Origin of the sequence: Duganella fentianensis (assembly GCF_964031615.1) — a bacterium.
Taxonomy (GTDB): domain Bacteria; phylum Pseudomonadota; class Gammaproteobacteria; order Burkholderiales; family Burkholderiaceae_D; genus Rugamonas; species Rugamonas fentianensis_A.
Window position 1 is genome coordinate 1 of sequence record NZ_CAXIQN010000010.1, and the last position, 19,300, is coordinate 19,300.

Annotated in this window: 16 protein-coding genes, 1 rRNA gene and 1 riboswitch; of the genes, 3 read left to right on the forward strand and 14 right to left on the reverse strand. The window is 61.0% G+C overall.

Annotation, left to right across the window (positions count from 1 at the left end):
- Window positions 1-183 precede the first annotated feature (183 nt).
- Window positions 184-2,208, forward strand: a complete 2,025-nt coding sequence (locus ABNT42_RS07740) for an esterase-like activity of phytase family protein (protein WP_348696113.1) — start codon at window positions 184-186, stop codon at window positions 2,206-2,208.
- 35 nt (window positions 2,209-2,243) lie between these two features.
- Here the strand turns inward: ABNT42_RS07740 and ABNT42_RS07745 are convergent, their stop codons facing one another.
- Window positions 2,244-3,647 (reverse strand): DHA2 family efflux MFS transporter permease subunit, encoded by a 1,404-nt coding sequence (locus ABNT42_RS07745; protein WP_348696114.1) that lies wholly within the window; start codon window positions 3,645-3,647, stop codon window positions 2,244-2,246.
- A gap of 218 nt (window positions 3,648-3,865) precedes the next feature.
- Between ABNT42_RS07745 and ABNT42_RS07750 the strand changes: the two genes are divergently transcribed.
- Window positions 3,866-5,461: an alkaline phosphatase D family protein gene (locus tag ABNT42_RS07750; RefSeq protein ID WP_348696115.1), complete on the forward strand. Its 1,596-nt coding sequence runs from the start codon at window positions 3,866-3,868 to the stop codon at window positions 5,459-5,461.
- An 11-nt stretch (window positions 5,462-5,472) separates the two neighbouring features.
- On the opposite strand, the gene ABNT42_RS07755 is transcribed toward ABNT42_RS07750, so the two are convergent.
- From ABNT42_RS07755 to cobT, 13 genes are all read right to left on the reverse strand, one after another.
- On the reverse strand, window positions 5,473-6,945 hold the full coding sequence (locus tag ABNT42_RS07755) for a cobyric acid synthase (protein ID WP_348696116.1): 1,473 nt from the start codon (window positions 6,943-6,945) through the stop codon (window positions 5,473-5,475).
- A gap of 1 nt (window position 6,946) precedes the next feature.
- Complete coding sequence (locus tag ABNT42_RS07760) at window positions 6,947-7,819, reverse strand: cobalamin-binding protein (RefSeq protein WP_348696117.1); 873 nt, start codon at window positions 7,817-7,819, stop codon at window positions 6,947-6,949.
- Window positions 7,816-8,805, reverse strand: a complete 990-nt coding sequence (gene cobD / locus ABNT42_RS07765) for a threonine-phosphate decarboxylase CobD (RefSeq protein ID WP_348696118.1) — start codon at window positions 8,803-8,805, stop codon at window positions 7,816-7,818. The genes ABNT42_RS07760 and cobD overlap by 4 nt, the downstream gene beginning before the upstream one ends.
- On the reverse strand, window positions 8,798-9,763 hold the full coding sequence (gene cbiB, locus ABNT42_RS07770; protein ID WP_348696119.1) for an adenosylcobinamide-phosphate synthase CbiB: 966 nt from the start codon (window positions 9,761-9,763) through the stop codon (window positions 8,798-8,800). Before cbiB ends, cobD begins: the two co-directional genes overlap by 8 nt.
- Window positions 9,757-10,314 (reverse strand): bifunctional adenosylcobinamide kinase/adenosylcobinamide-phosphate guanylyltransferase, encoded by a 558-nt coding sequence (cobU, locus tag ABNT42_RS07775; RefSeq protein WP_348696120.1) that lies wholly within the window; start codon window positions 10,312-10,314, stop codon window positions 9,757-9,759. Before cobU ends, cbiB begins: the two co-directional genes overlap by 7 nt.
- Window positions 10,311-11,663: a cobyrinate a,c-diamide synthase gene (locus tag ABNT42_RS07780; RefSeq protein WP_348696121.1), complete on the reverse strand. Its 1,353-nt coding sequence runs from the start codon at window positions 11,661-11,663 to the stop codon at window positions 10,311-10,313. Before ABNT42_RS07780 ends, cobU begins: the two co-directional genes overlap by 4 nt.
- Entirely contained in the window at window positions 11,657-12,283 is a 627-nt protein-coding gene (gene cobO / locus ABNT42_RS07785; protein ID WP_348696122.1) for a cob(I)yrinic acid a,c-diamide adenosyltransferase, read from the reverse strand. The genes ABNT42_RS07780 and cobO overlap by 7 nt, the downstream gene beginning before the upstream one ends.
- Window positions 12,280-13,053: an ABC transporter ATP-binding protein gene (locus tag ABNT42_RS07790; RefSeq protein ID WP_348696123.1), complete on the reverse strand. Its 774-nt coding sequence runs from the start codon at window positions 13,051-13,053 to the stop codon at window positions 12,280-12,282. Before ABNT42_RS07790 ends, cobO begins: the two co-directional genes overlap by 4 nt.
- Before the next feature lies 1 nt (window position 13,054).
- Window positions 13,055-14,077, reverse strand: a complete 1,023-nt coding sequence (locus ABNT42_RS07795) for an iron ABC transporter permease (RefSeq protein WP_348696124.1) — start codon at window positions 14,075-14,077, stop codon at window positions 13,055-13,057.
- A 98-nt stretch (window positions 14,078-14,175) separates the two neighbouring features.
- Complete coding sequence (locus ABNT42_RS07800) at window positions 14,176-16,020, reverse strand: TonB-dependent receptor (RefSeq protein ID WP_348696125.1); 1,845 nt, start codon at window positions 16,018-16,020, stop codon at window positions 14,176-14,178.
- 126 nt (window positions 16,021-16,146) lie between these two features.
- Window positions 16,147-16,376, reverse strand: a riboswitch (cobalamin riboswitch).
- 8 nt (window positions 16,377-16,384) lie between these two features.
- Window positions 16,385-16,972, reverse strand: a complete 588-nt coding sequence (locus ABNT42_RS07805; RefSeq protein ID WP_348696126.1) for a histidine phosphatase family protein — start codon at window positions 16,970-16,972, stop codon at window positions 16,385-16,387.
- A gap of 4 nt (window positions 16,973-16,976) precedes the next feature.
- Entirely contained in the window at window positions 16,977-17,759 is a 783-nt protein-coding gene (locus ABNT42_RS07810) for an adenosylcobinamide-GDP ribazoletransferase (RefSeq protein ID WP_348696127.1), read from the reverse strand.
- 9 nt (window positions 17,760-17,768) lie between these two features.
- Window positions 17,769-18,803: a nicotinate-nucleotide--dimethylbenzimidazole phosphoribosyltransferase gene (gene cobT / locus ABNT42_RS07815; protein WP_348696128.1), complete on the reverse strand. Its 1,035-nt coding sequence runs from the start codon at window positions 18,801-18,803 to the stop codon at window positions 17,769-17,771.
- 410 nt (window positions 18,804-19,213) lie between these two features.
- Between cobT and ABNT42_RS07820 the strand changes: the two genes are divergently transcribed.
- A 16S ribosomal RNA gene (locus tag ABNT42_RS07820) occupies window positions 19,214-19,300 on the forward strand; the annotation flags it as partial.

The window sequence follows — 19,300 nt, forward strand, 5'->3', positions numbered from 1 at the left end:
ATGATAGTGCTGCAACCAGTGTGAAAGTAGGTTATCGTCAAGCTAGTTATTAGAAAAACCCCCTTCAGTCTTTAGGCTGTTGGGGGTTTTTTGCTTTGGGTCTCCGCACGGCCTCGCTCGCGGTCATAGCCTTGTCATGCTCGTTGGCTAGACTTTGTTTTTTTCAATTGAGGCCAGAAAAGCATGAAAAAACTTTCCGTGATATCGCTTGCGGTGTTTTCCGTACTGGCAGGCTGCGGCGGTGGCGACACGGCAGCACCAGCTAAAACCCAGACTACCGGCATCTTCCTCGACGGGGCGGTGGAAAATCTGGACTATGTCTCCGGTATCGGTGCTAAATCCAGCACCTCGGCTAAAGGCGAGTTCACCTGCTACGCTGGCGAAACGGTCAGCTTCAGTGTCGGTGGTCTGGCGCTCGGTAGCGCACCTTGCGCTAGCACCATCACCCCGCTGCAACTGGCTGGCGTTGCCGATATCAAGGATAACAAGGTCATCAACCGTCTGCTGGCCCTGCAATTGCTGGACGAAGATAGCGATCCTTCCAACGGCATCAAACTGACGGCCGAAGTAAAGACGGCGCTGGCTGCCAAGAGCGCCGATTTTGCTCTTGATGCAACTGCTTTCAATACCGCGATGACGGCTCATCTGGCAACCGCTGGTAGCAAGTACGCTGTGCGTACCATCGACGATAGTCGCCGCGCGCTGGTGCGCGAGCACTTCGAAGATACGCTGGCATCCAAGCTGGGCACGCCAGTTGTCGAGGCATTCACCCAGACTACGCCACTGGGCGCCGTAACGGTCAATGTTACCCGCTACCAGATCCAGTCTGCTGCCAGTTTCTATGTGCCGTATGAAGGTAGCAATGCCAAGGTCAAGGAAGAATTCCCGCAGGGCTTCCTGCCATCGTACGGATCGTCGCTGGCCTTCAAGGGTACGAATGCCAACGGCGAGCTGGAATTCTATGGTCTGACCGACCGCGGCCCTAACGGCGATGGCCCTAACGTGCCGTCCCTCAGCGGTAGCGGCGTGACGGGTGCCAAGATCTTCCCGTCGCCGAGCTTTACGCCTTCGTTCGGCGTTATTACCGTTGGCAAATCTGGCGCGGTGCTGACTTCGTCAACCCCGCTCAAAGTGTCGGCGACGGTGAATGCTTCCGGCCTGCCGGTAGCACCTGGCAATGTAGGTAACTCCGCCGAACTGCCAGTGTTTGACGCGATGAAGTATGACGCTTCCAGCAAGGCCTCCTTCAATGCTGGCGGTCTGGATACCGAAGCCATCGTGGTGGATAAGAAGCGCAACGTCCTGTGGATCTCCGACGAATATGGTCCGTTCATTATCAAGGTTGATCCGGCCACCGGCGTTATCCTCAACAAATACGCTCCGGGCAGCGGCTTGCCGGATATCTTCCTGAAGCGCCGCGCCAACCGTGGCATGGAAGGCATGACGCTGGACACCAGCACCGACAAGCTGCATGGTTTCCTGCAGAGCCCGCTGACCGACGGTAACGCCTTGTATTCTGTAACGGGCAAGAACGAGTCGATCGAACGCTTTGCGCGCTTCACGCGCTGGATGGAATTCGATCCGAACACCGGCACCTCGGGCAAGATGTACGCATACCCGCTGGACGGGGCTGATTATCAGGATGGCCGTACTGGTAATGCCAAACTGGGCGATATTGTTGCACTGGGCAACGGCAAATTCATCGTGATCGAGCAGGGCGATGCACCGGGTGGCAAGGTATTCAACAAGCTGATGCTGGTGGAAATCGGCGCTGCAACTGATATCGCGGCAGCGGCCTACAACGTCAAGACTTCGGATCTGGAAAAGAGCAGCATGAGCGGCACCGTGGTTAACGGCGCTGACTGGAAATCGGTCACCACGCTGAAGAAAACCCTGCTGCTGGATCTGAACGCAATAGGCTGGCTGGCAGAAAAAGCCGAAGGTCTGACCATCGTTGACGGCAATACCCTGGCGCTGGCCAACGATAATGACTTCGGCATGAAAACCAAGGTTTACACTGCAGCTGGCACGGTGGTGGAAGATGCTGATGTCACCAAGTGCAATATCGATGCGGCTGGCGTGATCATCACCAGCAGCAGCGCCGGTTGCAATGCGGCGAATTCGATCCGCGTAGCGCGTGGTGAAGACCGCGAGCGTCCAAGCCGGCTCTGGCTGATCAAGTTCGCCAAAGCACTGACGGCGTTCTGATCTCAGGGTGGTTCAGCGGGCGTAAGCCTAGCCCGCTAGGCACTACCTGCTTTGCTGATGCTCTCGCCATCCTCTTTGCGCAGCGACCAGAAGGTCAGCGAGGAGAGGATGGTGACCACCGCCAGCGTGAGGAAGGCATGATGGATAGCGCTCGTCAGTGCCAGTCGGTTCGACTGTGGTACATCACCAAGGAACCAGCCCGTCAGCAGTGATCCGGTAGCGAGACCGAAGCTCATGGACAGCTGCTGCATGGAACTGGCGATGGTGCTGGCCATACTGGAGTCGGCGGCTGTGACATCGGCATAGGCGATGCTGTTCATGCTGGAGAATTGCAGTGAATTGAAGAAGCCCAGCATCAGGCTGATGCCAACAATGAGATATAGCGGTGTACCCTGTTGCACCAAGCTGTACAAGCTGATGGTCAGCCCTATCAGTACCGTGTTGACGATCAGGACCTGGCGGTAGCCGAAGCGATTCAAGACCCGCGCGGAGATCAGCTTCATGCCCATGGCGGCAGCCGCTGAGGGCATCATCAGCAGGCCCGATTGCCATGCAGGCAGGCCTAGACCTAACTGGTAGAGCAGAGGTAGCAGAAACGGCAGGCCACCGACGCCGATACGGGTGATGAAGCCACCGAGCACTGACACGCGGAAGGTCCGTACCCTGAACAGCGCCAGTTGCAGCAGAGGGTAGACGGTATCGCGCGCATGCCAACCATAGGCCAGTAGCAGGCTAAGGGCAATCAGCATTAGGACGGCGGCGGAAGTGATATCGATCTGGTGTTCGCCAAAAATCTCTAGTAGCCACGATAGCAGCGCCACTCCGGTACCGAACAGGACTAGCCCGATCAGATCGAGTGGGCGGGCTGCCTCGCCGCGATAGTCCGGCATGTAGCGGTGCGCCAGAAAGATGGCGGTGATGCCAACGGGGACGTTGACGAAGAAGATGTCGCGCCACGTCAGCCAGTGCACGATCAGACCACCGACCGTGGGACCAAGCAAGGGGCCTATCAGCGCGGGTACGATGACGAAGTTCATCGCCGACAGTAGTTCGGATTTGGGAAAGGTGCGCACGATAGTCAGGCGACCCACCGGCATCATCATCGCGGCGCCAAGGCCTTGTAGCAGGCGCGCCGCGACCAGCATGGGTGAGTTGATGGATAGGCCGCACATTACCGACGCTAAGGTGAAAATTGCGACGGCACTCATGAATACACGGCGGGTGCCATAGCGGTCGGCCATCCAGCCGCTGATGGGAATGGAAACGGCGAGACTGAGGATATAGCTGGTGACGACTGCTTTCAGACTAAGGGGCGTCACTTGCAGACTGGCCGCCATGCTGGGTATCGCCGTATTGACGATGGTCGAATCCAGTTGCTCCATGAAGAGGGCAGTCGCTACAACCCAGGGCAGATAGCGTTTGGCGGCAGAGGTATCCATGCCAATGATTGTCACACAAAAGTAAAATGCCCGTCATCGTGTGGTCATGTATGGCGCGTAAGTTGGTGTTCATCGCAAGCGACGATGGAGTCATGATGACGATAGCCCCCCCGCCTTCAGGCCGACGGGAGTTTCTCCGGCAGATAGCATCGACTGCGGTATTGGGCGCTGGTCTGGCCGCTTGCAGCAGCCCGGCAGTTCAGAGCTACGATCCTGTGATGCTGCAGTTCCTGCATGGCGTTGCGAGTGGTGACCCGTTGCAGGATAGGGTAATTCTCTGGACCCGTGTTACGCCCGCCAGCGCGCAGGAGGGCATAGAGCAGACGGTGTATTGGCAGGTGGCTACCGATGCTGCGATGCAGATGCTGGTTGCGCAGGGCAGCAGTATCACTTCCGCAGCGAGGGATTACACGGTGAAGGTGGATGCCGCCGGGCTGCTGCCTGGTCATGTGTACTACTATCAGTTTTCCGCCGATGGTGTGCACTCGCCAATTGGTCGTACCAAGACGCTGCCCCGTGCCGATGTGCGTCAGGTACGCATGGCAGTATTTTCGTGCTCGAACTACCCGGCCGGATTCTTCAACGTGTATGCCGATGCAGCACGCCAGAACGACATCGATGTAGCGCTACACATCGGTGACTACATCTACGAATACGAAAGTACCGGCTATGCCAGCAGCCATGCCGAGGCGCTCGGGCGGATTTCGGAACCGCGCGAACTGCTGCTGCAGCTGGAGGACTACCGCCGCCGTTATGCGCAGTATCGCAGCGATCCTGATTTGCAGGCAGTGCATGCTGCGCTGCCGTTTATCACTGTCTGGGACGATCACGAGTTCGCCGACGATACGTGGCGCGAAGGATCGGTGGCGCACGAAACCCGTAAGCATGGCCCTTTCAGCTTGCGCAAACAGGCCGCCATGACGGCCTACCATGAATGGCTGCCTATCCGTCTGCCTGATTCATCCAGCCCCGAGAAAATCTACCGTTCCTTCGATTTCGGTTCGGTGCTGTCGCTGCACATGCTTGACACGCGGTTAGTTGGACGCGATCAGCAGCTGATGATGTCGTCCTATTACGATGCGCAGCGTAATTTCGACGCGGAGAAGTTCCGTCACGATGTGAGCTCGCCACGCCGGCAGATGCTGGGCAGCGAGCAGATGGCATGGCTGGAGCAGCAGGTGCAGCAATCCGGCGCGCGCTGGCAGGTGCTGGGCCAGCAGGTGCTGATGGCACGTATGGAGTATCCGCTGGCGATCGCCATGGGTAAATGCAACTGCACCGATTATTCGGCACTGAAGAAGCGCGCCGTGCGCGACCCGGCTGCGCTGGGCAAGAAGGAACAGGACTGGCTGGGTACAGCGACGCTGCCGTGCTACATGGATTCGTGGGACGGCTATCAGCATGATCGCGAACTGGTGTTCGGCATGATGCAGCGCCACCGCAAGAATCTGGTGGTGCTGGCCGGTGATACCCACAACGCTTGGGCTAGTGATCTGCATGATGCACAGGGATGCCAGATCGGCGTGGAGTTTGCCACCGCTTCGGTGTCGTCGCCGGGCATGGAAGGCGCCTATCGCGACTGTGATCCCGAAGATGTGGCGGCGATGATGGTGGATCTGATCGCGCCGCTGTATTACGCCCAGACCAGCAAGCGTGGCTATATGATCGTCACCGCCAGCCACGAGCAGGTGCGCTGTGACTGGCGCTTTGTCGATACCGTGATGCAGCGCGAGTTTGTGGCTGCCACTGAGCGCAGCCTGCGTACTCTGCCGGGGCCGGGTAACCGCCGCATCGAGGAATGCGCAGCTAGCTAGCCGGCGCGCGCTCAGGCGCTGACATCGACACTATCGTTGCGCAATACGCACAGCGCATCAAGCAGTGGCTGTGCTGCATCGGCCAGACGGTCTAGACTGGCTTCGCGCAGCGCGTGGGTATCCACCGCGTGGTCGCTGGCGAGGCCGGCCCAGCGCAGCAGGGCGCCGCTGGCCGAGGGGGTATCGAACAAGCCATGCAGATAGGTGCCCAGCACCTGACCATCGTCCGACACCGCACCTTCCGCGCGGCCGTCGATGAGGAAGGCCGGATGCGCCAGCGCAGGCCCGCGCGACTCGCCCATGTGGATCTCGTAGCCGGTGACGCCGGCCTGCTGCGGATCGAACATGCAGCTGCCCTGTACCTGCTGCAGACGTTTATGGCTGGTCATTTCCGTTTCCATATTCAGCAGGCCCAGTGCGGCTGAACTGCCTGCGCTGCCTTCCACGCCGCGTGGATCGTGCACCTGCTGCCCCAGCATCTGGAAGCCGCCGCAAATGCCGATGACCTTGCCGCCATAGCGCAGATGGCGCGCGATCTGCTGCGGCCAGCCCTGCTGCGCCAGCCATGCCAGATCGGCGCGGGTATTCTTGCTGCCGGGGAGGATGATCAGATCTGCCGGTGGAATAGGCTCGCCCTGACGGACGAAACGCAGATCGACATCCGGGTGAGCACGCAGCGCATCGAAGTCGGTGTGATTGCTCATGCGGGGCAGGCTGGGCACCACAACACGGAACGCCCCGCTGGATGCCTGCACTGGCTGTACCGAATCTTCAGCATCGAGGTATAGCCCATGCAGGTAGGGCAGCACGGCCAGCACTGGCTTGCCGGTCTGCTCTTCCAGCCACTCCAGCCCCGGCTCCAGCAGGCTGATATCGCCCCGGAAGCGGTTGATGACGAAACCGATAATCCGATGCCGCTCGCTGGGCGAGAGGCAGGACAGGGTGCCGACCAGATGGGCGAATACGCCGCCACGGTCGATATCGGCCACCAGTATCACGGGGCAGTCGACCGCCTCGGCAAAACCCATGTTGGCGATGTCGCGGTCGCGCAGGTTGATTTCGGCCGGGCTGCCGGCGCCTTCGACGATCACGCTGGCGTATTGCTGGCACAGGCGCTGGTGCGATTCCAGCACCGCCTGCATGGCGATGGTCTTGTACTGGTGATAGTCGCGCGCATCCATCTCGCCGCGAACTTTGCCGTGGATGATGATTTGAGCACCGATGTCGCTGGAGGGCTTGAGCAGGACAGGGTTCATGTCCGTGTGCGGTGCCAGCCCTGCGGCGATCGCCTGCAGCGCCTGCGCGCGGCCGATCTCGCCGCCATCTTCCGTAACCGCGCTGTTAAGCGCCATATTCTGCGGCTTGAAGGGAACTACCCGTATGCCTTTGCGATGCAGCAGACGGCATATTGCGGCAACGATGGTGCTTTTGCCGGCGTCCGAGGTGGTGCCCTGCACCATCAGTGTAGAAAAAGGAAAGCTCATATCAGTTGTTCCGGTGCTGGCGTGCCAGTTCGAGTTTTTCACACAGGGCGGCAGTACCGGCCACCATGCGCGGGCCGGCGCGGTTGAGTAGTTCGCCGTTGAGGGTGAACAGATTATTGTTACGCACCGCCTTCATGGTGGAATACGGGCGCCACAGATTGACGCCGCCATAATTTTTCTCGGCGGTGCCGAAGATGGCTTCGGGATCGGCCTGCAGCACGGCTTCGATGCTGACGACAGGCGCAGTGACTTTGAGGTCGGCAAAGATGTTGACGCCGCCGCACAGACGCATGGCATCGCTGACGATGGAGCTGCCGCTCAGCGTGTAGAGCGGCTTGTCCCACACCTGATAGAACATGCGTACTGGCGGGCGGTTGCCATATTGCTTGGCTAGCGCGGCGAACTGGCGGCTGATTTCTGCTGCAGCAGGCTGCGCGATATTTTCAGTGCCCATTAGCTGGCCAAGGCGCAGCACATTGTCGGCGATGCCTTCGAGTTTCTGCGGTTCGCTATGGAACAGTGGTACGCCCAATTGGCGCAAGGTGTCGATCTGGCGTTCGGAACTGCCGTGCATCCAGATGACGATCAGATCGGGCTTCATGGCGATGACGCGCTCCATATCCACCAGACGGTTATCGCCTACGCGAGGCAGTTTTTTTGCCGCTTCAGGATAATCGCTATAGGTCACGGCACCAACGATCTTGTCGCCGCCACCTGCGGCGTACAGCAATTCTGTCACGTGCGGCGCCATGGCGATGATGCGCTGCGCAGGTTTTTGCAGCGTCACCAGATTGCCGTCGTCGTCGCGCACACTGATGGCGGCGTGGGCGCTGGCTAGTTGTGCCAGTAGCAGGGCGGTGGTGAGGTACTTCATACGCTGTCCTTGTTGGTCCATAAAGTGAGAGCTTGTGTCAGCCGCTGCCAGCCTATTTCGTCAGGCGGCAGGCCGAGCCGGATGCCGCGCCCCGCATGGGTGAACAGGCGTACCCAGATACCCCGTTCGGCCATGTGCTGCCAGAAGGCTTCCGCCTGCGGCTCGGGCCACCACTGAAATAACGGTGTCCCGTGGCTGCTGATGCCGTACTGGGCCAGCAGTTGCTGCAGACGTGCGCCGCTGCGCTGGAGCTTCTGGCGGGTCTGTTCCTGCCATGCGCTGTCGCGCAGTGCGTCCAGTGCGATCTGCTGGGCGGGGCCGCTGACCGTCCACGGGCCGAGCAGATCGGCCAGTGCCTGGAGTAATTCCGGTGCCGCTGCGACAAAGCCTAGCCTTATGCCGGCCAGACCGAAGAACTTGCCGATCGAGCGCAGCACGATGAGTCCGGGTTGCTGACTGTGGGCGGCGACGCTGTGCTGGGGAGAAGTATCGCCAAAGGCTTCATCGACCACCAGCCAGCCACCACGAGCCGCCAGTTGCTGCGCCCAGCGCAGCAAGGTCTCTGGCGGCACCACGGCGCCAGTGGGATTGTTGGGGTTGCAGATGACCATGACATCACTGTGCACTAGCGCCTGTTCCAGATCAGCGTAGGCGACTTGCCTCAGGGTGTGACCATGCTGCTGCCAGTGGTGCGCATGCTCGGCATACGATGGGGCAGAGACGGTCACGCGCGATGGGGCACGTAAGCGCGGTAAAGCCTGTATGGCAGCTTGCGTGCCTGCTACCGGCAGCATCAGTGGGGCGCCGTAAAAGCTGGCGGCGGCCTGTGCCAGTTGCACTGACGGTTCGGGCAGACGGTGCCACGCATTCGCGGCAATCGCCGGTGCCGGATACCAGTGCGGATTGATGCCGGTGGAAAGGTCCAGCCAGTCATGTTGGCCAAAGCGTTGCGCGGCGGTGCGCAGGTTGCCGCCATGTTCAAGCATGCTGGCTCCAGAATTGTGCGGCGTTGGCTAAAGCGGCCAGCGCTAGCCAGAGCAGGGAGGTGTGGCAAACCAGTCGCCATGCGCGGTAGATATCCGACCCCGTGGCGTGGTCACCTGCGCCAAGTTCCGGGCGTTTTTCCAGCACGCCGTGATAGATCGCTGCGCCGCCCAAGCGGATGCCCAGAGTACCGGCGCCGCTGGCCATGACAGGGCCGGCATTCGGACTATCCCATGCTGGCGCCTGTTGCCGCCAGCAGCGCCATGCGCGTTGGCGTGCTTCCCATGTCGCCGCCAGCAGGGTGTAGCTGAGGGCGGTCAGACGTGCCGGTAGATAGTTAAGGGCGTCGTCCACGCGCGCTGCGCAGCAGCCGAACTGGCGCAGGCGCTCGGTGCGATAGCCCCACATGGCATCGAGCGTGTTGGCCATGCGGTATAGCACGGCGCCGGGACCACCGGCCAGCATGAACCAGAACAGGGTGGCGAAAACGGCGTCGTTACCGTTTTCCAGCAAGGATTCGATGCTGGCGCGGGTGAGGTCCGCTTCACTGGCACGGCTGGTGTCGCGGCTGACGATGCGTGCGGTTAGCTGCCTTGCCAGCGGCAGATCCTGTTGTGCCAGCGCGGCGGCGATAGGGAGATTATGTTCGCCCAGACTGCGCAGGCCCAGACTGAAATACAGCAGCACCGCATGGAGCGCCCAGAGCGCATAGGTGTGCGGGGCGAGCCAGCACGTCAGCGCCACGCTTGCAGCGCTGACGGGAAGTACGGCGAGCAGCCACGCCAGAGCACCGCGCCAGAAACGCAGCCGGCCCAGATTCAGGCGACGCTCCAGCGCAGACGCCAGATGGCCGAAGCCCACTAGCGGGTGCCAGCGCCGTACTTCGCCCAGCAGCAGGTCGAGCAGCACCCCTGCCGTCAGTAGCAGGGTGATGGCGTTCCAGTTCAGCCCTGTCAGCACGGCGCTCCCTTGAGCACCAGCGGCAGGCCGGCAGCAACCAGCACGGCGCGGTCGCATAGCGCTGCCATGGCCTGATTCAGGCGACCCTGTTCATCCATGAAGCAGCGCGAAATGGCGCCGATGGGCATGATGCCCATGCCGACTTCATTCGACACCAGTATCACGTCGCTGCTGCAGCGGGTCAGCGCGCTGGCCAGCATGTCCTGCTGTTCGTGGAACAGCGGCGGCAGGGTGATATTGCCCACGTCGGGATATTGCTCGCCGCTGCTGAACAGCAGATTACCCAGCCACAGGGTCAGGCAGTCGACCAGTATCAGACGTTCCGGCGCTGACCAGCGCAATAGCTGATTGCCCAGCGCCAGTGGCTCTTCTACCGTGATCCATTCGGCTGGCCGGCTGGCGCGGTGGTGGCGGATGCGCTCGGCCATCTCGCTGTCGCTGGCACTGGCGGTGGCGATATACACCACTTCTTTGCCGGACTCGATCGCCAGCTTTTCTGCATAGCTGCTTTTGCCCGAGCGCGCGCCGCCCAGTATCAATGTGCGCATCATGCTGCACTCCTCGTGAACAGGGCCGCCGTAGCGGCCGGATTGGAGGGGAAATAGGCGTGGAAATACGAGGCTGTCAGCGACCCATGGCGATACCACGCTTCACCCTGCTGGCCGGATGGGTGTTTGATGGTGTGTGCTGCTGGTACCACTACTGTCTCCAGTTGCGAATAATGGAAGGTATGGCCGCGCAGCTCTCCCTGCGCTGTGGGCAGGGCTTGCAGGCCCAGACCAGACAGGCGGGCGCGCATGCTGACTGCGCCGGGGAGTAGCGCCGCCATGGGCCAGCGAACGCCCGCCTGATCGGTCAGGGTTTCGGCCAGTGCCATCATGCCGCCGCATTCCGCTACGATGGGCAGGCCAGCGGCATGGGTCGCGCGCATGGATGCCTGCCAGGTGCTGGCCTGTGCCAGCGTCTGGGCGTGCAGTTCGGGATAGCCACCGGGCAGATACACAGCATCGGCTTCGGCCGGAACCGGCTGGTTGGCCAGCGGCGAGAAGAACTTCAGGGTCGCACCCAGTTCGCGCAGGGTATCCAGATTGTGCGGGTAGATAAACATGAAGGCCTGATCGCGCGCCACGGCGATCGTGCGTCCCGCTAGCAGATGCTGCGCTGCTGGCTGCGGCGCGGCGGCGCAAACGGAGACAGAGGCAGAAGAAGGAGCCGACGCGGGCAAGGCAAAGCGTAGCGGCGGCATGGCGTCCCATGCCTGCTGATCGAATACCAGTTGCTCGGCCAGCTGGTCGAGCAGCGTATCGATATCGCTCACGTCATCGGGCAGCATCAGGCCCAGATGGCGTTCCGGTAGTGAGCGGGCCTGTTTGGGTAGCGTGCCGAACAGGGGGATGTCGCGCAGCGAGGTGGTTACCATGCGTGCATGGCCTTCGCTGGCAACGCGATTGGCGATCACGCCTGCCAGTTGTACCGGACCATAATCGCGTAAGCCCTGTACCACTGCACCCGCAGTTTGCGCCATGGCGCCAGCATCGATTACCGCCATGACGGGTACGCCGAATGCGCGCGATAGATCAGCCGAAGAAGGCGTGCCATCGTACAGGCCCATCACGCCTTCTAGCAGCAGTACGTCAGCTTCGGCTGCTGCCTGTGCCAGCTGGCTGCGGCAGAGTTCTTCGCCCACCATCCACAAGTCGAGCGAACGCACGGAGGCACCACTGGCGCGCTCCAGTATTATGGGATCGATAAAATCGGGGCCGCATTTGAATACCCGCACCCGCTGGCCCTGTCTGACCAGTTTGCGCGCCAGTGCCGCCGTGACGCTGGTCTTGCCCTGACCGGAAGCGATGGCGGAAACCAGTACGGCGCGGGCTTCTACATAGTGCGGGCTTACCATTCAGTGCCCGCCTGTGCACCGATGCCGGCCTTGAAGGCATGCTTGACCACGTCCATGTCGGTGACGGTATCGGCAATCGCGATCAGTTCTGGCGGAGCGCCACGGCCGGTAATGACCACGTGTTGCATAGGCGGGCGGGCCAGCAGATCGCTGATGACGCTATCCGTATCGAGGTAGCGGTATTTCAGTGCGATGTTGAGTTCATCGAATACCACCAGTCCGATCTCGGGATCGGCCAGAAAGCGCTTGGCCTGTTCCCACGCCAGTTCGGCCTTTTCGATGTCGCGTTCGCGGTTCTGGGTTTCCCATGTATAGCCTTCGCCCATCGAGTGAAAGCTGACTTCTTCGGGGAAGCGGCGCAGGAATAGTTCTTCGCCTGTCTGCATGGCGCCTTTGATGAACTGCACCACACCGACCTTCATGCCATGGCCCATGGCGCGGATCACCATGCCGAAGGCGCTGGAACTCTTGCCTTTGCCATTGCCGGTATTGACGATGATGATGCCGATCTGCTTATCGGCTGCGGCGATCTTGGCATCGATGATGGCTTTCTTGCGTTCCATGCGCACGCGGTGGCGCTCGTTCAGTGCATCGATGTCGTGGGTATTCTGTTCGGTCATGCTGTTGCCTCGGAAGGGATGAAGATGCTGCGGTTGCCGTGCTGGAGTACGTCGATGGGGTGGCCCAGATAGCTGCTCAGGATGTCGGCGCGCATGACGTCGGCGATAGTGCCGGCCAGCCAGCGTCCGTCGCCCATCAGCAGCAGGGCGTGGGTGGAGACACTGTGCGCCAGCGTCAGATCATGGCCTACCATGATGGCGGTCTTGCCCTGTTCGCGGCAGAGTCGCGCCAGCAGGCGCATGACGCTGACCTGATGGGCCAGATCGAGCGCATTGGCTGGTTCGTCCAGCAGCAGCAAGGGGGTATCCTGCGCCAGCATGGCGGCAATTGCCACCCGCTGGCGTTCACCGCCGGACAGAGTACGCACATCGCGGCCGGCCAGATCGTCGACTTCCATGGCCGCCAGCGACTGCATGGCGATGGTGTGGTCGTCGCTGCCTTCCCAGTAACGGTTGTCGTGATAGGGGTGGCGTGCCGACAGTACGGTTTCCAGCACGCTGTAGGCAAAGGCATCGCTGCGGCTCTGTGCCAGAAAAGCCCGCTGGCGTGCCAGTTCCGCCAGTGGCCATGCGGCTAGCGGTCGGCCAGCGATGGCGACATGGCCGCTATCGGGTGCGCGCAGTCCGGCCAGGGTTTTCAGCAGCGTGCTTTTGCCGGCGCCATTGCGGCCTATGATGCTCCAGCACTGGCCGTCGCCTACTTGCCAGTCGAGCGCGCTGACCAGCTGGCGCTGGCCGGCTTTCAATGAGAGTTGATGAGTGCTGAGCATATTATTTCCGCAGTCGGTGCAACTGGTAGAGGAACACGGGCGCGCCGATCAGCGCCGTGACGACGCCGACCGGCAGTTGCTGGGGCGCGATGATGGTGCGTGCCAGCGTGTCGGCCAGCAGCAGGAAGGTGCCGCCTGCCAGTGTGGCGGCGGGGATCAGCAGGCGGTGATCGGGGCCGACGGCAAAGCGGCAGGCGTGCGGCACGATCAGGCCGACGAAGCCTATGCTGCCGGCACTGGTGACGGCGCTGGCAGTGAGCAGGCCGGAGACAAAGAACAGACCTTTGCGCAAGCTGCCCACCCGTATGCCCAGCGTAGCTGCCGCTTCGGCATGCAGCGCCATCACATTCATGGAACGGGCGCTACGCAGGGCAAAAACCAGCGCGCCCGCCAGCACCACCCATGGCAGCGCGCGCATAGGTGCGCCAGCCAGATCGCCGATCATCCAGAACACCATGCTGCGCAAGCGGCTTTCCGGTGCAATCGACAGCATCAGTGTGACCAGCGCCATGCAGGCCGACGACAGGATCACCCCTGTCAGCAGCAGCAACGCCGTTCCGCCTTCGGCTGCCGTGCCGCCGCGCAGGTCGCGCCGCGCCAGCAGATACAGCATCATGGAAACCGTGACGGCGCCTGCAAAAGCTGCACTATCGACCACCCAGACGGCGCAGGCAAACAGCAGGGCAGCCAGTGCGCCCACCGAAGCGCCGGCCGAAATGCCCAGCACATAAGGGTCGGCCAGCGGGTTGCGCAGCAGCGCCTGCATCATGACGCCAGCCAGCGCAAGTGCTGCGCCAGTGACGAAGGCCACTAGCGCGCGGCTCAGGCGCAGATCGAGCAGGGTGGCGGCCAGCGTCTGCGCCTTGCCATGGGCCAGTTCACCCAGCGCCGCCGGAATGTCGGCCAGCGCTATCTGCACCGAACCCGTCATGCCGGAAAAAATCAGGCTGGCCAGCGCGAACAGCAGCAGCACCGTCAGTATGACGGTGGAGCGCTGACGCAGATGTTGTGGATTCGGATGCATGGTTTACTTCCTGTTAAGTGGCTGATCTGCCGGTGGCTTGCTGGGCTGCCGGCAGGTTACACCATTGCGGCTGATGGATCTTCTTGATCCTCTTGATCTCACTGGTAGCCGTAGCGCAGCGCCACGTACACCTTGCCCATAGGGGAGGCGTAGTTACGCGCCAGATCGTACTGCTTGTCGGCGAGGTTATTCCAGCGTGCCAGTGCCGACCAGTCGCGACTGAACTGGTAGCTGCCATACAGGTTTACCAGACCATAACCGGGCAAGCGGTTTTTGTTGGCGGCATCGTCGTAGCGTTCACCCGACAGCACGACTTCCACCCCGGCTTTCCAGCTGCCGCCGTCATAGTTGGCGGCCAGATTGCCGTGCTGCTTGCTGCGACGTGCCAGCTGTTTGCCGCTGGTCTCGTCTTTCGGATTCTGCAGGTCGGCGCTGGCCGAGAAGTTGTAGGCCCCCAGCTGCTGGCTGGCCGCCAGCGTCAGGCCGGCCAGCAGGGCGTGGTTGACGTTATAGGCGCAGCCATTTTTGTAGGTGCCGCCGTAAGGGCAGGGCGTGGTGTTGACCATCAGGTCGGTCAGGCGGTTGTGGTAATAGGTAGCGCTCAGTGCGCGGCCGTTAGCGTCATAGTGCAGGCCTGCCTCGGCATTCTTACCCAGTTCCGGTTTGTTGGCAGAATTGCCGTAGCCAGGGTAGTACAGCTCGTTGTAAGTCGGTGCGCGGAAGCTGGTGCCGTAGCTGGCGCTGGCGCGCAATGCGGGGGTGAAGAAATAGCCATAGCCAGCTGCGCCGGTGTTCTTGGCACCATAGATAGAGCGATCGCGGCGGATACTGGCGTTAAACAGCTGATCGCCGCGGCGCGCGTTATACGAAGCTGCCGCGGAATTGGTGATGCGCTGCGGACTAGTGAGCTGGTAGCCATTGGTTTCCACCTCTTCCTTGCGGCGCTCCAGCAGCAGTTGCAGTATGTCGTGCCCCAGCGTGATGTCGTTCTGCCAGCTCCAGCTGGTCTGCTTGGTATTGATGCGCGAGTAGCCGGAAGCGGCCGCGCTGGAATAGGTGGAACCGTCGTCGCGGGTCTGGGCTAGTTGCACTGAGCTTTGCCAGTTCGGCAGTAGCTGGTTATGGCTGTAGAAGGCGACGCTGTTGATCGTAGCGATGGAACGCACGTCGAACGGGGCGGCGCCACCGTCGTACTGTGAGCGCAGTGAGCCGTGCATCAGCTGGGTACCGATTTCTTGCCCTTCTGCCCATGCAAAGCTCAGGCGGGCGGCGGCGTTCTGGCGGTCGTAGCCGTCCTTATCAGGATTGTAGGAAGTGCTGGTGGGGCGGGTCGCCGAGAAGCCGTCTGACTTTTCCTTGCCCGCGCTGATCGCGTAGCTAAAGCCTTGCAGGCTGCCCGCGACTGCCGCCTCTGCGGCGCGGGTGTTGTCCGTGCCGTAGCCAGCGGAAGCCGTCAGCGTTGCGGCACCCTGTCCCTTGCGGGTAAAGATCTGGATCACGCCGCCGATGGCGTCGGCACCGTACAGGGAGCTCAGGGGGCCGTAGACGATTTCGATGTGGTCGATGGCGCTGAGGGGAATGGCGCTCCAGTTGGCTGCGCCGGTGGAGGAGGAGCCTATGCGTATGCCATCGACCAGTACCACGTTCTGGTTGCTGTTGGCGCCGCGCAGATACACGCTGGCATTGGTGCCGGAGCCGCCGGTGCGGGCGATCTCGATACCGCGCTGGCGTTGCAGCAGATCGATAATCGAACCAGCGCCCGATGCGGCGATCTGTTCGGCGCTGATGCTGATGGTGTCGCTAATGGTCTCATTCAGCGTTTGCGGGCTGCGGGTAGCTGTAATGACTACGGAAGGTGCGGGTTCTGCGTGCAGAGCTGGGCTGGCCAGAGCCAGTGCCAGCGACGTCCATGCCGTCGGGCGGGTAATGCGATGAGAGTTCATGCTATTTTTCAGTTATGTGCAACTGGCCGACATCCCCGTAGGCCAGATTGAACAGAGGTGAGAAACGCAGGGTGAGGCTAGCCAGAGCAGCACTGCTGCTCGATCCGCTCGCGCACATCCCGTTCGCTCACTTCCACCTGTTCTGGCCGGTATCCGGGCTGACAAGTAAGCCGACTCACCTTCCCATGCAAAGCACAGTGGTTATCCGAGGCGGTTTGTCGCACGTGGCGTACGACACTTGTTGACCGTTGCGGGGGCAGCACACGCAGGCTCTTTCCTGTGGGTCTGAGCTTCGTGTTTCCCGTTTAACTGCGCATCTGGACAGACGCGCGAGCACCAAAACCCCGCCATTATACGGCTTTGTTCAGGTTTGCAGCAGCAAAGTGCTGCCATAGTCGATGTGGTGGGGCCGCTGCGCGGCCTCCAGTGCCACGGCGGCTGGCGCTAGTCCGCGCTGGCAGGCCTGCAGCAGGCGTATAGTGCCGGCGTGGCAGATGACGATGGCGTCCTGCTGCTGCGCGCGCCAGTGCTGGTAGAAAGCCGCGACACGCTGTGCCATTTGCAGCACGCTTTCGCCGCCGCCGGGATGATAGTGCACCATGTCGGCCGCCCATGCGTCGATCTCGTCACGGGGGATATCGTCCCAGCGCTGTAGTTCCCAGCGGCCGAAGTGGAGCTCTGCAAGGCGTGCATCGCTGATTGCCGGTGCTAGATCCAGTGTCGTGGCCAGATGCTGCGCCAACTGGGCACAGCGTTGCAGAGGGCTGGTGTAGAGCGCCATGCCGCGCGCTGGAGTGGCCATCGCTGCATCGGGAAGCATCTCGGCTAGCGTGGCCGCCAGTACGCCGGCAGCTTGCGCAAGCACTACCGGGCTGACAGCGAGATCGCTGCTGCCATAGCAGATGCCCGCTTCAATCATGGGCTGCGGGTGGCGTATCAAGAGCAGGCGCATGGCGCTAGAGGTGCAGCGCCGCCGTACTGGTGGTAGCCAGTAGCGCCAGATAAATGGCAACTTCGCTTACCTGCTGAACAGCACCCAAGCAGTCGCCCGTATAGCCATCTAGCCGCTGATGGATTTTCTGGCCTAGCCAGATGGCTGTGAGGAGCGCTACCACTAGGCCGTAGCCTAGTGCAGACCATGTCAGCCAGCCGGTAGCGATTAGCAGCAGGGCAGGCATTAGCGCGGTGATGCAGGCGATTGCAAACTCCCCCGTTTGCATACTTTGCGCCAGCGGCTTGGCTTTGCCCTCTTCACGTGCATAGCGCATGCGCCAGATCAGCGCTGTGGCCATCAGGCGCGATAGCGGGTGAGCGAGCAGCAGCGCGCTGATGGCCATAGCCGGTTCGAGCATGGCCAGCGTGCTGCACTTCAGCCCCAGCATGCAGACGATGCCGATTGCCCCGTAAGCGCCTATGCGTGAGTCCTTCATAATTTCTAGCACGCGCTGGCGGCTCATGCCGCCACCAAAGCCGTCGCACATGTCGGCAAAGCCATCCTCGTGGAAGGCGCCTGTGGCGTAGATGGTGGCCGCGGTCGAGAGTAATGCTGCCACCGGAGCTGGCAGCAGCAGGGCCACAAGCCCATACACGCCAGCCCCGATGAGCGCAACCACGACGCCTACCAGAGGAAAGTAGCGCGCGGCCTGATTCAGCCACGCAGCGTCGAAACCCACCCAGCTAGGTATGGGCAGGCGGGTGAAGAACTGCAGGGCGGTGAAGAACAGGCGTAGCTGGTGCATAGACTTACTTTACTCGGATTTTTCGCTGACCTGTGCGGACTCGAAGGTGGCCATCTGGTTGACGAAGTTGGCGGCCGCATGCAGCAGTGGCAGAGCGAGTGCACAACCTGTACCTTCGCCTAGCCGCAGGCCGAGGTTGAGCAGTGGGCGTGCCTGCAGTGCGTCCAGCATCTTCTGGTGCCCTTGCTCATTCGAGCAGTGGGAGAACACGCAGTAGTCGAGAATAGCTGGCTGCATGCGGGCTGCCACTAGCAGTGCGCTGGTGACGATGAAGCCATCGATCAGCAGCACTTTGCGCAATTCGGCCGCCTTCAGCATGGCACCCGCCATCATGGCGATTTCGAGTCCACCAAACGTGGCGAGGATATCGAATGGCGTCACTGCGTCGGCGTGTTTGGCAACAGCGGCCTCGATCACGCGCTGTTTATGCAGTATGCCTTCGGGCGACAGGCCCGTGCCTGCACCGACACATTCAGCGACGGGGATGCCCGTCAATTTATGCATGAGTGCGGCGGCGGCTGTAGTATTACCGATGCCCATTTCACCGAAGCCCACCACATTGCCCTTCAGATCAGCGGCCAACGCCTTGCCAGCCTCAAGCGCAGCCGTGCAGCATGTGTTGCTCATGGCTGCTTGCTGGGCGAAATTCTGCGTGCCCTTGGCTAGCTTGCGATCGATCAGCCCATCGCGCGGACCAAAGTCGTGGTTCACACCTGCATCGACGACATATAGAGCGCAGTTATTCTGACTGGCGAAGACATTGATCGCTGCGCCCTGGGCGAGGAAGTTTTCCACCATCTGCCACGTTACATCTTGCGGATAGGCGGAGATGCCCTCAGCCACCACGCCGTGGTCGGCGGCAAATACGAGGATGGCGGGCTCTCTGATGCTGATCTGACGGGTGTTCTGTATCAGACCTAGCTGTTTCGCCAGTGTCTCTAGCGCGCCCAGACTGCCCAGCGGCTTGGTTTTGTTATTAATAGCGCGATCCAGCTCTGCTGCGAGTGCCTCGCTGCGGGTGGTCTGTATGGTAGGTGTCAACATTATAGTTTTTGCAAATCGGAAGAAGCCGGTATTCTACCCTTGTCAGGCAGGCGCTTCCTTGCTATAGTTCGCCCCCTCGCAAAACAAGGCGCCCAGCGCTGAGTTAAACGAGAAAAAAGTAAGACTTGACGGAATGTTTGAAACGCCTCATAATCTTGCCTCTTCGCTGATGAACACAACGCTTCTCGGCAAGCAGTACCAAAGACAAGTTCTTTAAAAATTCACAGTCGATAAGTGTGGACGTTTGATGAAAGTGCACACGAAGCTAGTCTTCGTGATACTTAAAAAATATCAAATGTTCACAAGAAATAAATGAAATAGGACGCTTTGTAAAAGAAGCGAACTGTCAGTATTTTGAGTGAGCGACCCAGCAGCAATGCTGGTGGCAGAAATGCCAAAAAACAGAGATTAAACTGAAGAGTTTGATCCTGGCTCAGATTGAACGCTGGCGGCATGCCTTACACATGCAAGTCGAACGGCAGCACGGAGCTTGCTCT

What these genes read in the sequence shown, in the direction of transcription:
- cobD (WP_348696118.1), bottom strand. Translation starts at nt 8,805, where the DNA reads ATGCTTGAACATGGCGGCAACCTGCGCACCGCCGCGCAACGCTTTGGC.
- ABNT42_RS07760 (WP_348696117.1), bottom strand. Translation starts at nt 7,819, where the DNA reads ATGAAGTACCTCACCACCGCCCTGCTACTGGCACAACTAGCCAGCGCC.
- ABNT42_RS07755 (WP_348696116.1), bottom strand. Translation starts at nt 6,945, where the DNA reads ATGAGCTTTCCTTTTTCTACACTGATGGTGCAGGGCACCACCTCGGAC.
- ABNT42_RS07800 (WP_348696125.1), bottom strand. Translation starts at nt 16,020, where the DNA reads ATGAACTCTCATCGCATTACCCGCCCGACGGCATGGACGTCGCTGGCA.
- ABNT42_RS07795 (WP_348696124.1), bottom strand. Translation starts at nt 14,077, where the DNA reads ATGCATCCGAATCCACAACATCTGCGTCAGCGCTCCACCGTCATACTG.
- ABNT42_RS07805 (WP_348696126.1), bottom strand. Translation starts at nt 16,972, where the DNA reads ATGCGCCTGCTCTTGATACGCCACCCGCAGCCCATGATTGAAGCGGGC.
- ABNT42_RS07750 (WP_348696115.1), top strand. Translation starts at nt 3,866, where the DNA reads ATGCTGCAGTTCCTGCATGGCGTTGCGAGTGGTGACCCGTTGCAGGAT.
- ABNT42_RS07810 (WP_348696127.1), bottom strand. Translation starts at nt 17,759, where the DNA reads ATGCACCAGCTACGCCTGTTCTTCACCGCCCTGCAGTTCTTCACCCGC.
- ABNT42_RS07745 (WP_348696114.1), bottom strand. Translation starts at nt 3,647, where the DNA reads ATGGATACCTCTGCCGCCAAACGCTATCTGCCCTGGGTTGTAGCGACT.
- cobO (WP_348696122.1), bottom strand. Translation starts at nt 12,283, where the DNA reads ATGACCGAACAGAATACCCACGACATCGATGCACTGAACGAGCGCCAC.
- cobU (WP_348696120.1), bottom strand. Translation starts at nt 10,314, where the DNA reads ATGATGCGCACATTGATACTGGGCGGCGCGCGCTCGGGCAAAAGCAGC.
- ABNT42_RS07740 (WP_348696113.1), top strand. Translation starts at nt 184, where the DNA reads ATGAAAAAACTTTCCGTGATATCGCTTGCGGTGTTTTCCGTACTGGCA.
- cobT (WP_348696128.1), bottom strand. Translation starts at nt 18,803, where the DNA reads ATGTTGACACCTACCATACAGACCACCCGCAGCGAGGCACTCGCAGCA.
- ABNT42_RS07790 (WP_348696123.1), bottom strand. Translation starts at nt 13,053, where the DNA reads ATGCTCAGCACTCATCAACTCTCATTGAAAGCCGGCCAGCGCCAGCTG.
- ABNT42_RS07780 (WP_348696121.1), bottom strand. Translation starts at nt 11,663, where the DNA reads ATGGTAAGCCCGCACTATGTAGAAGCCCGCGCCGTACTGGTTTCCGCC.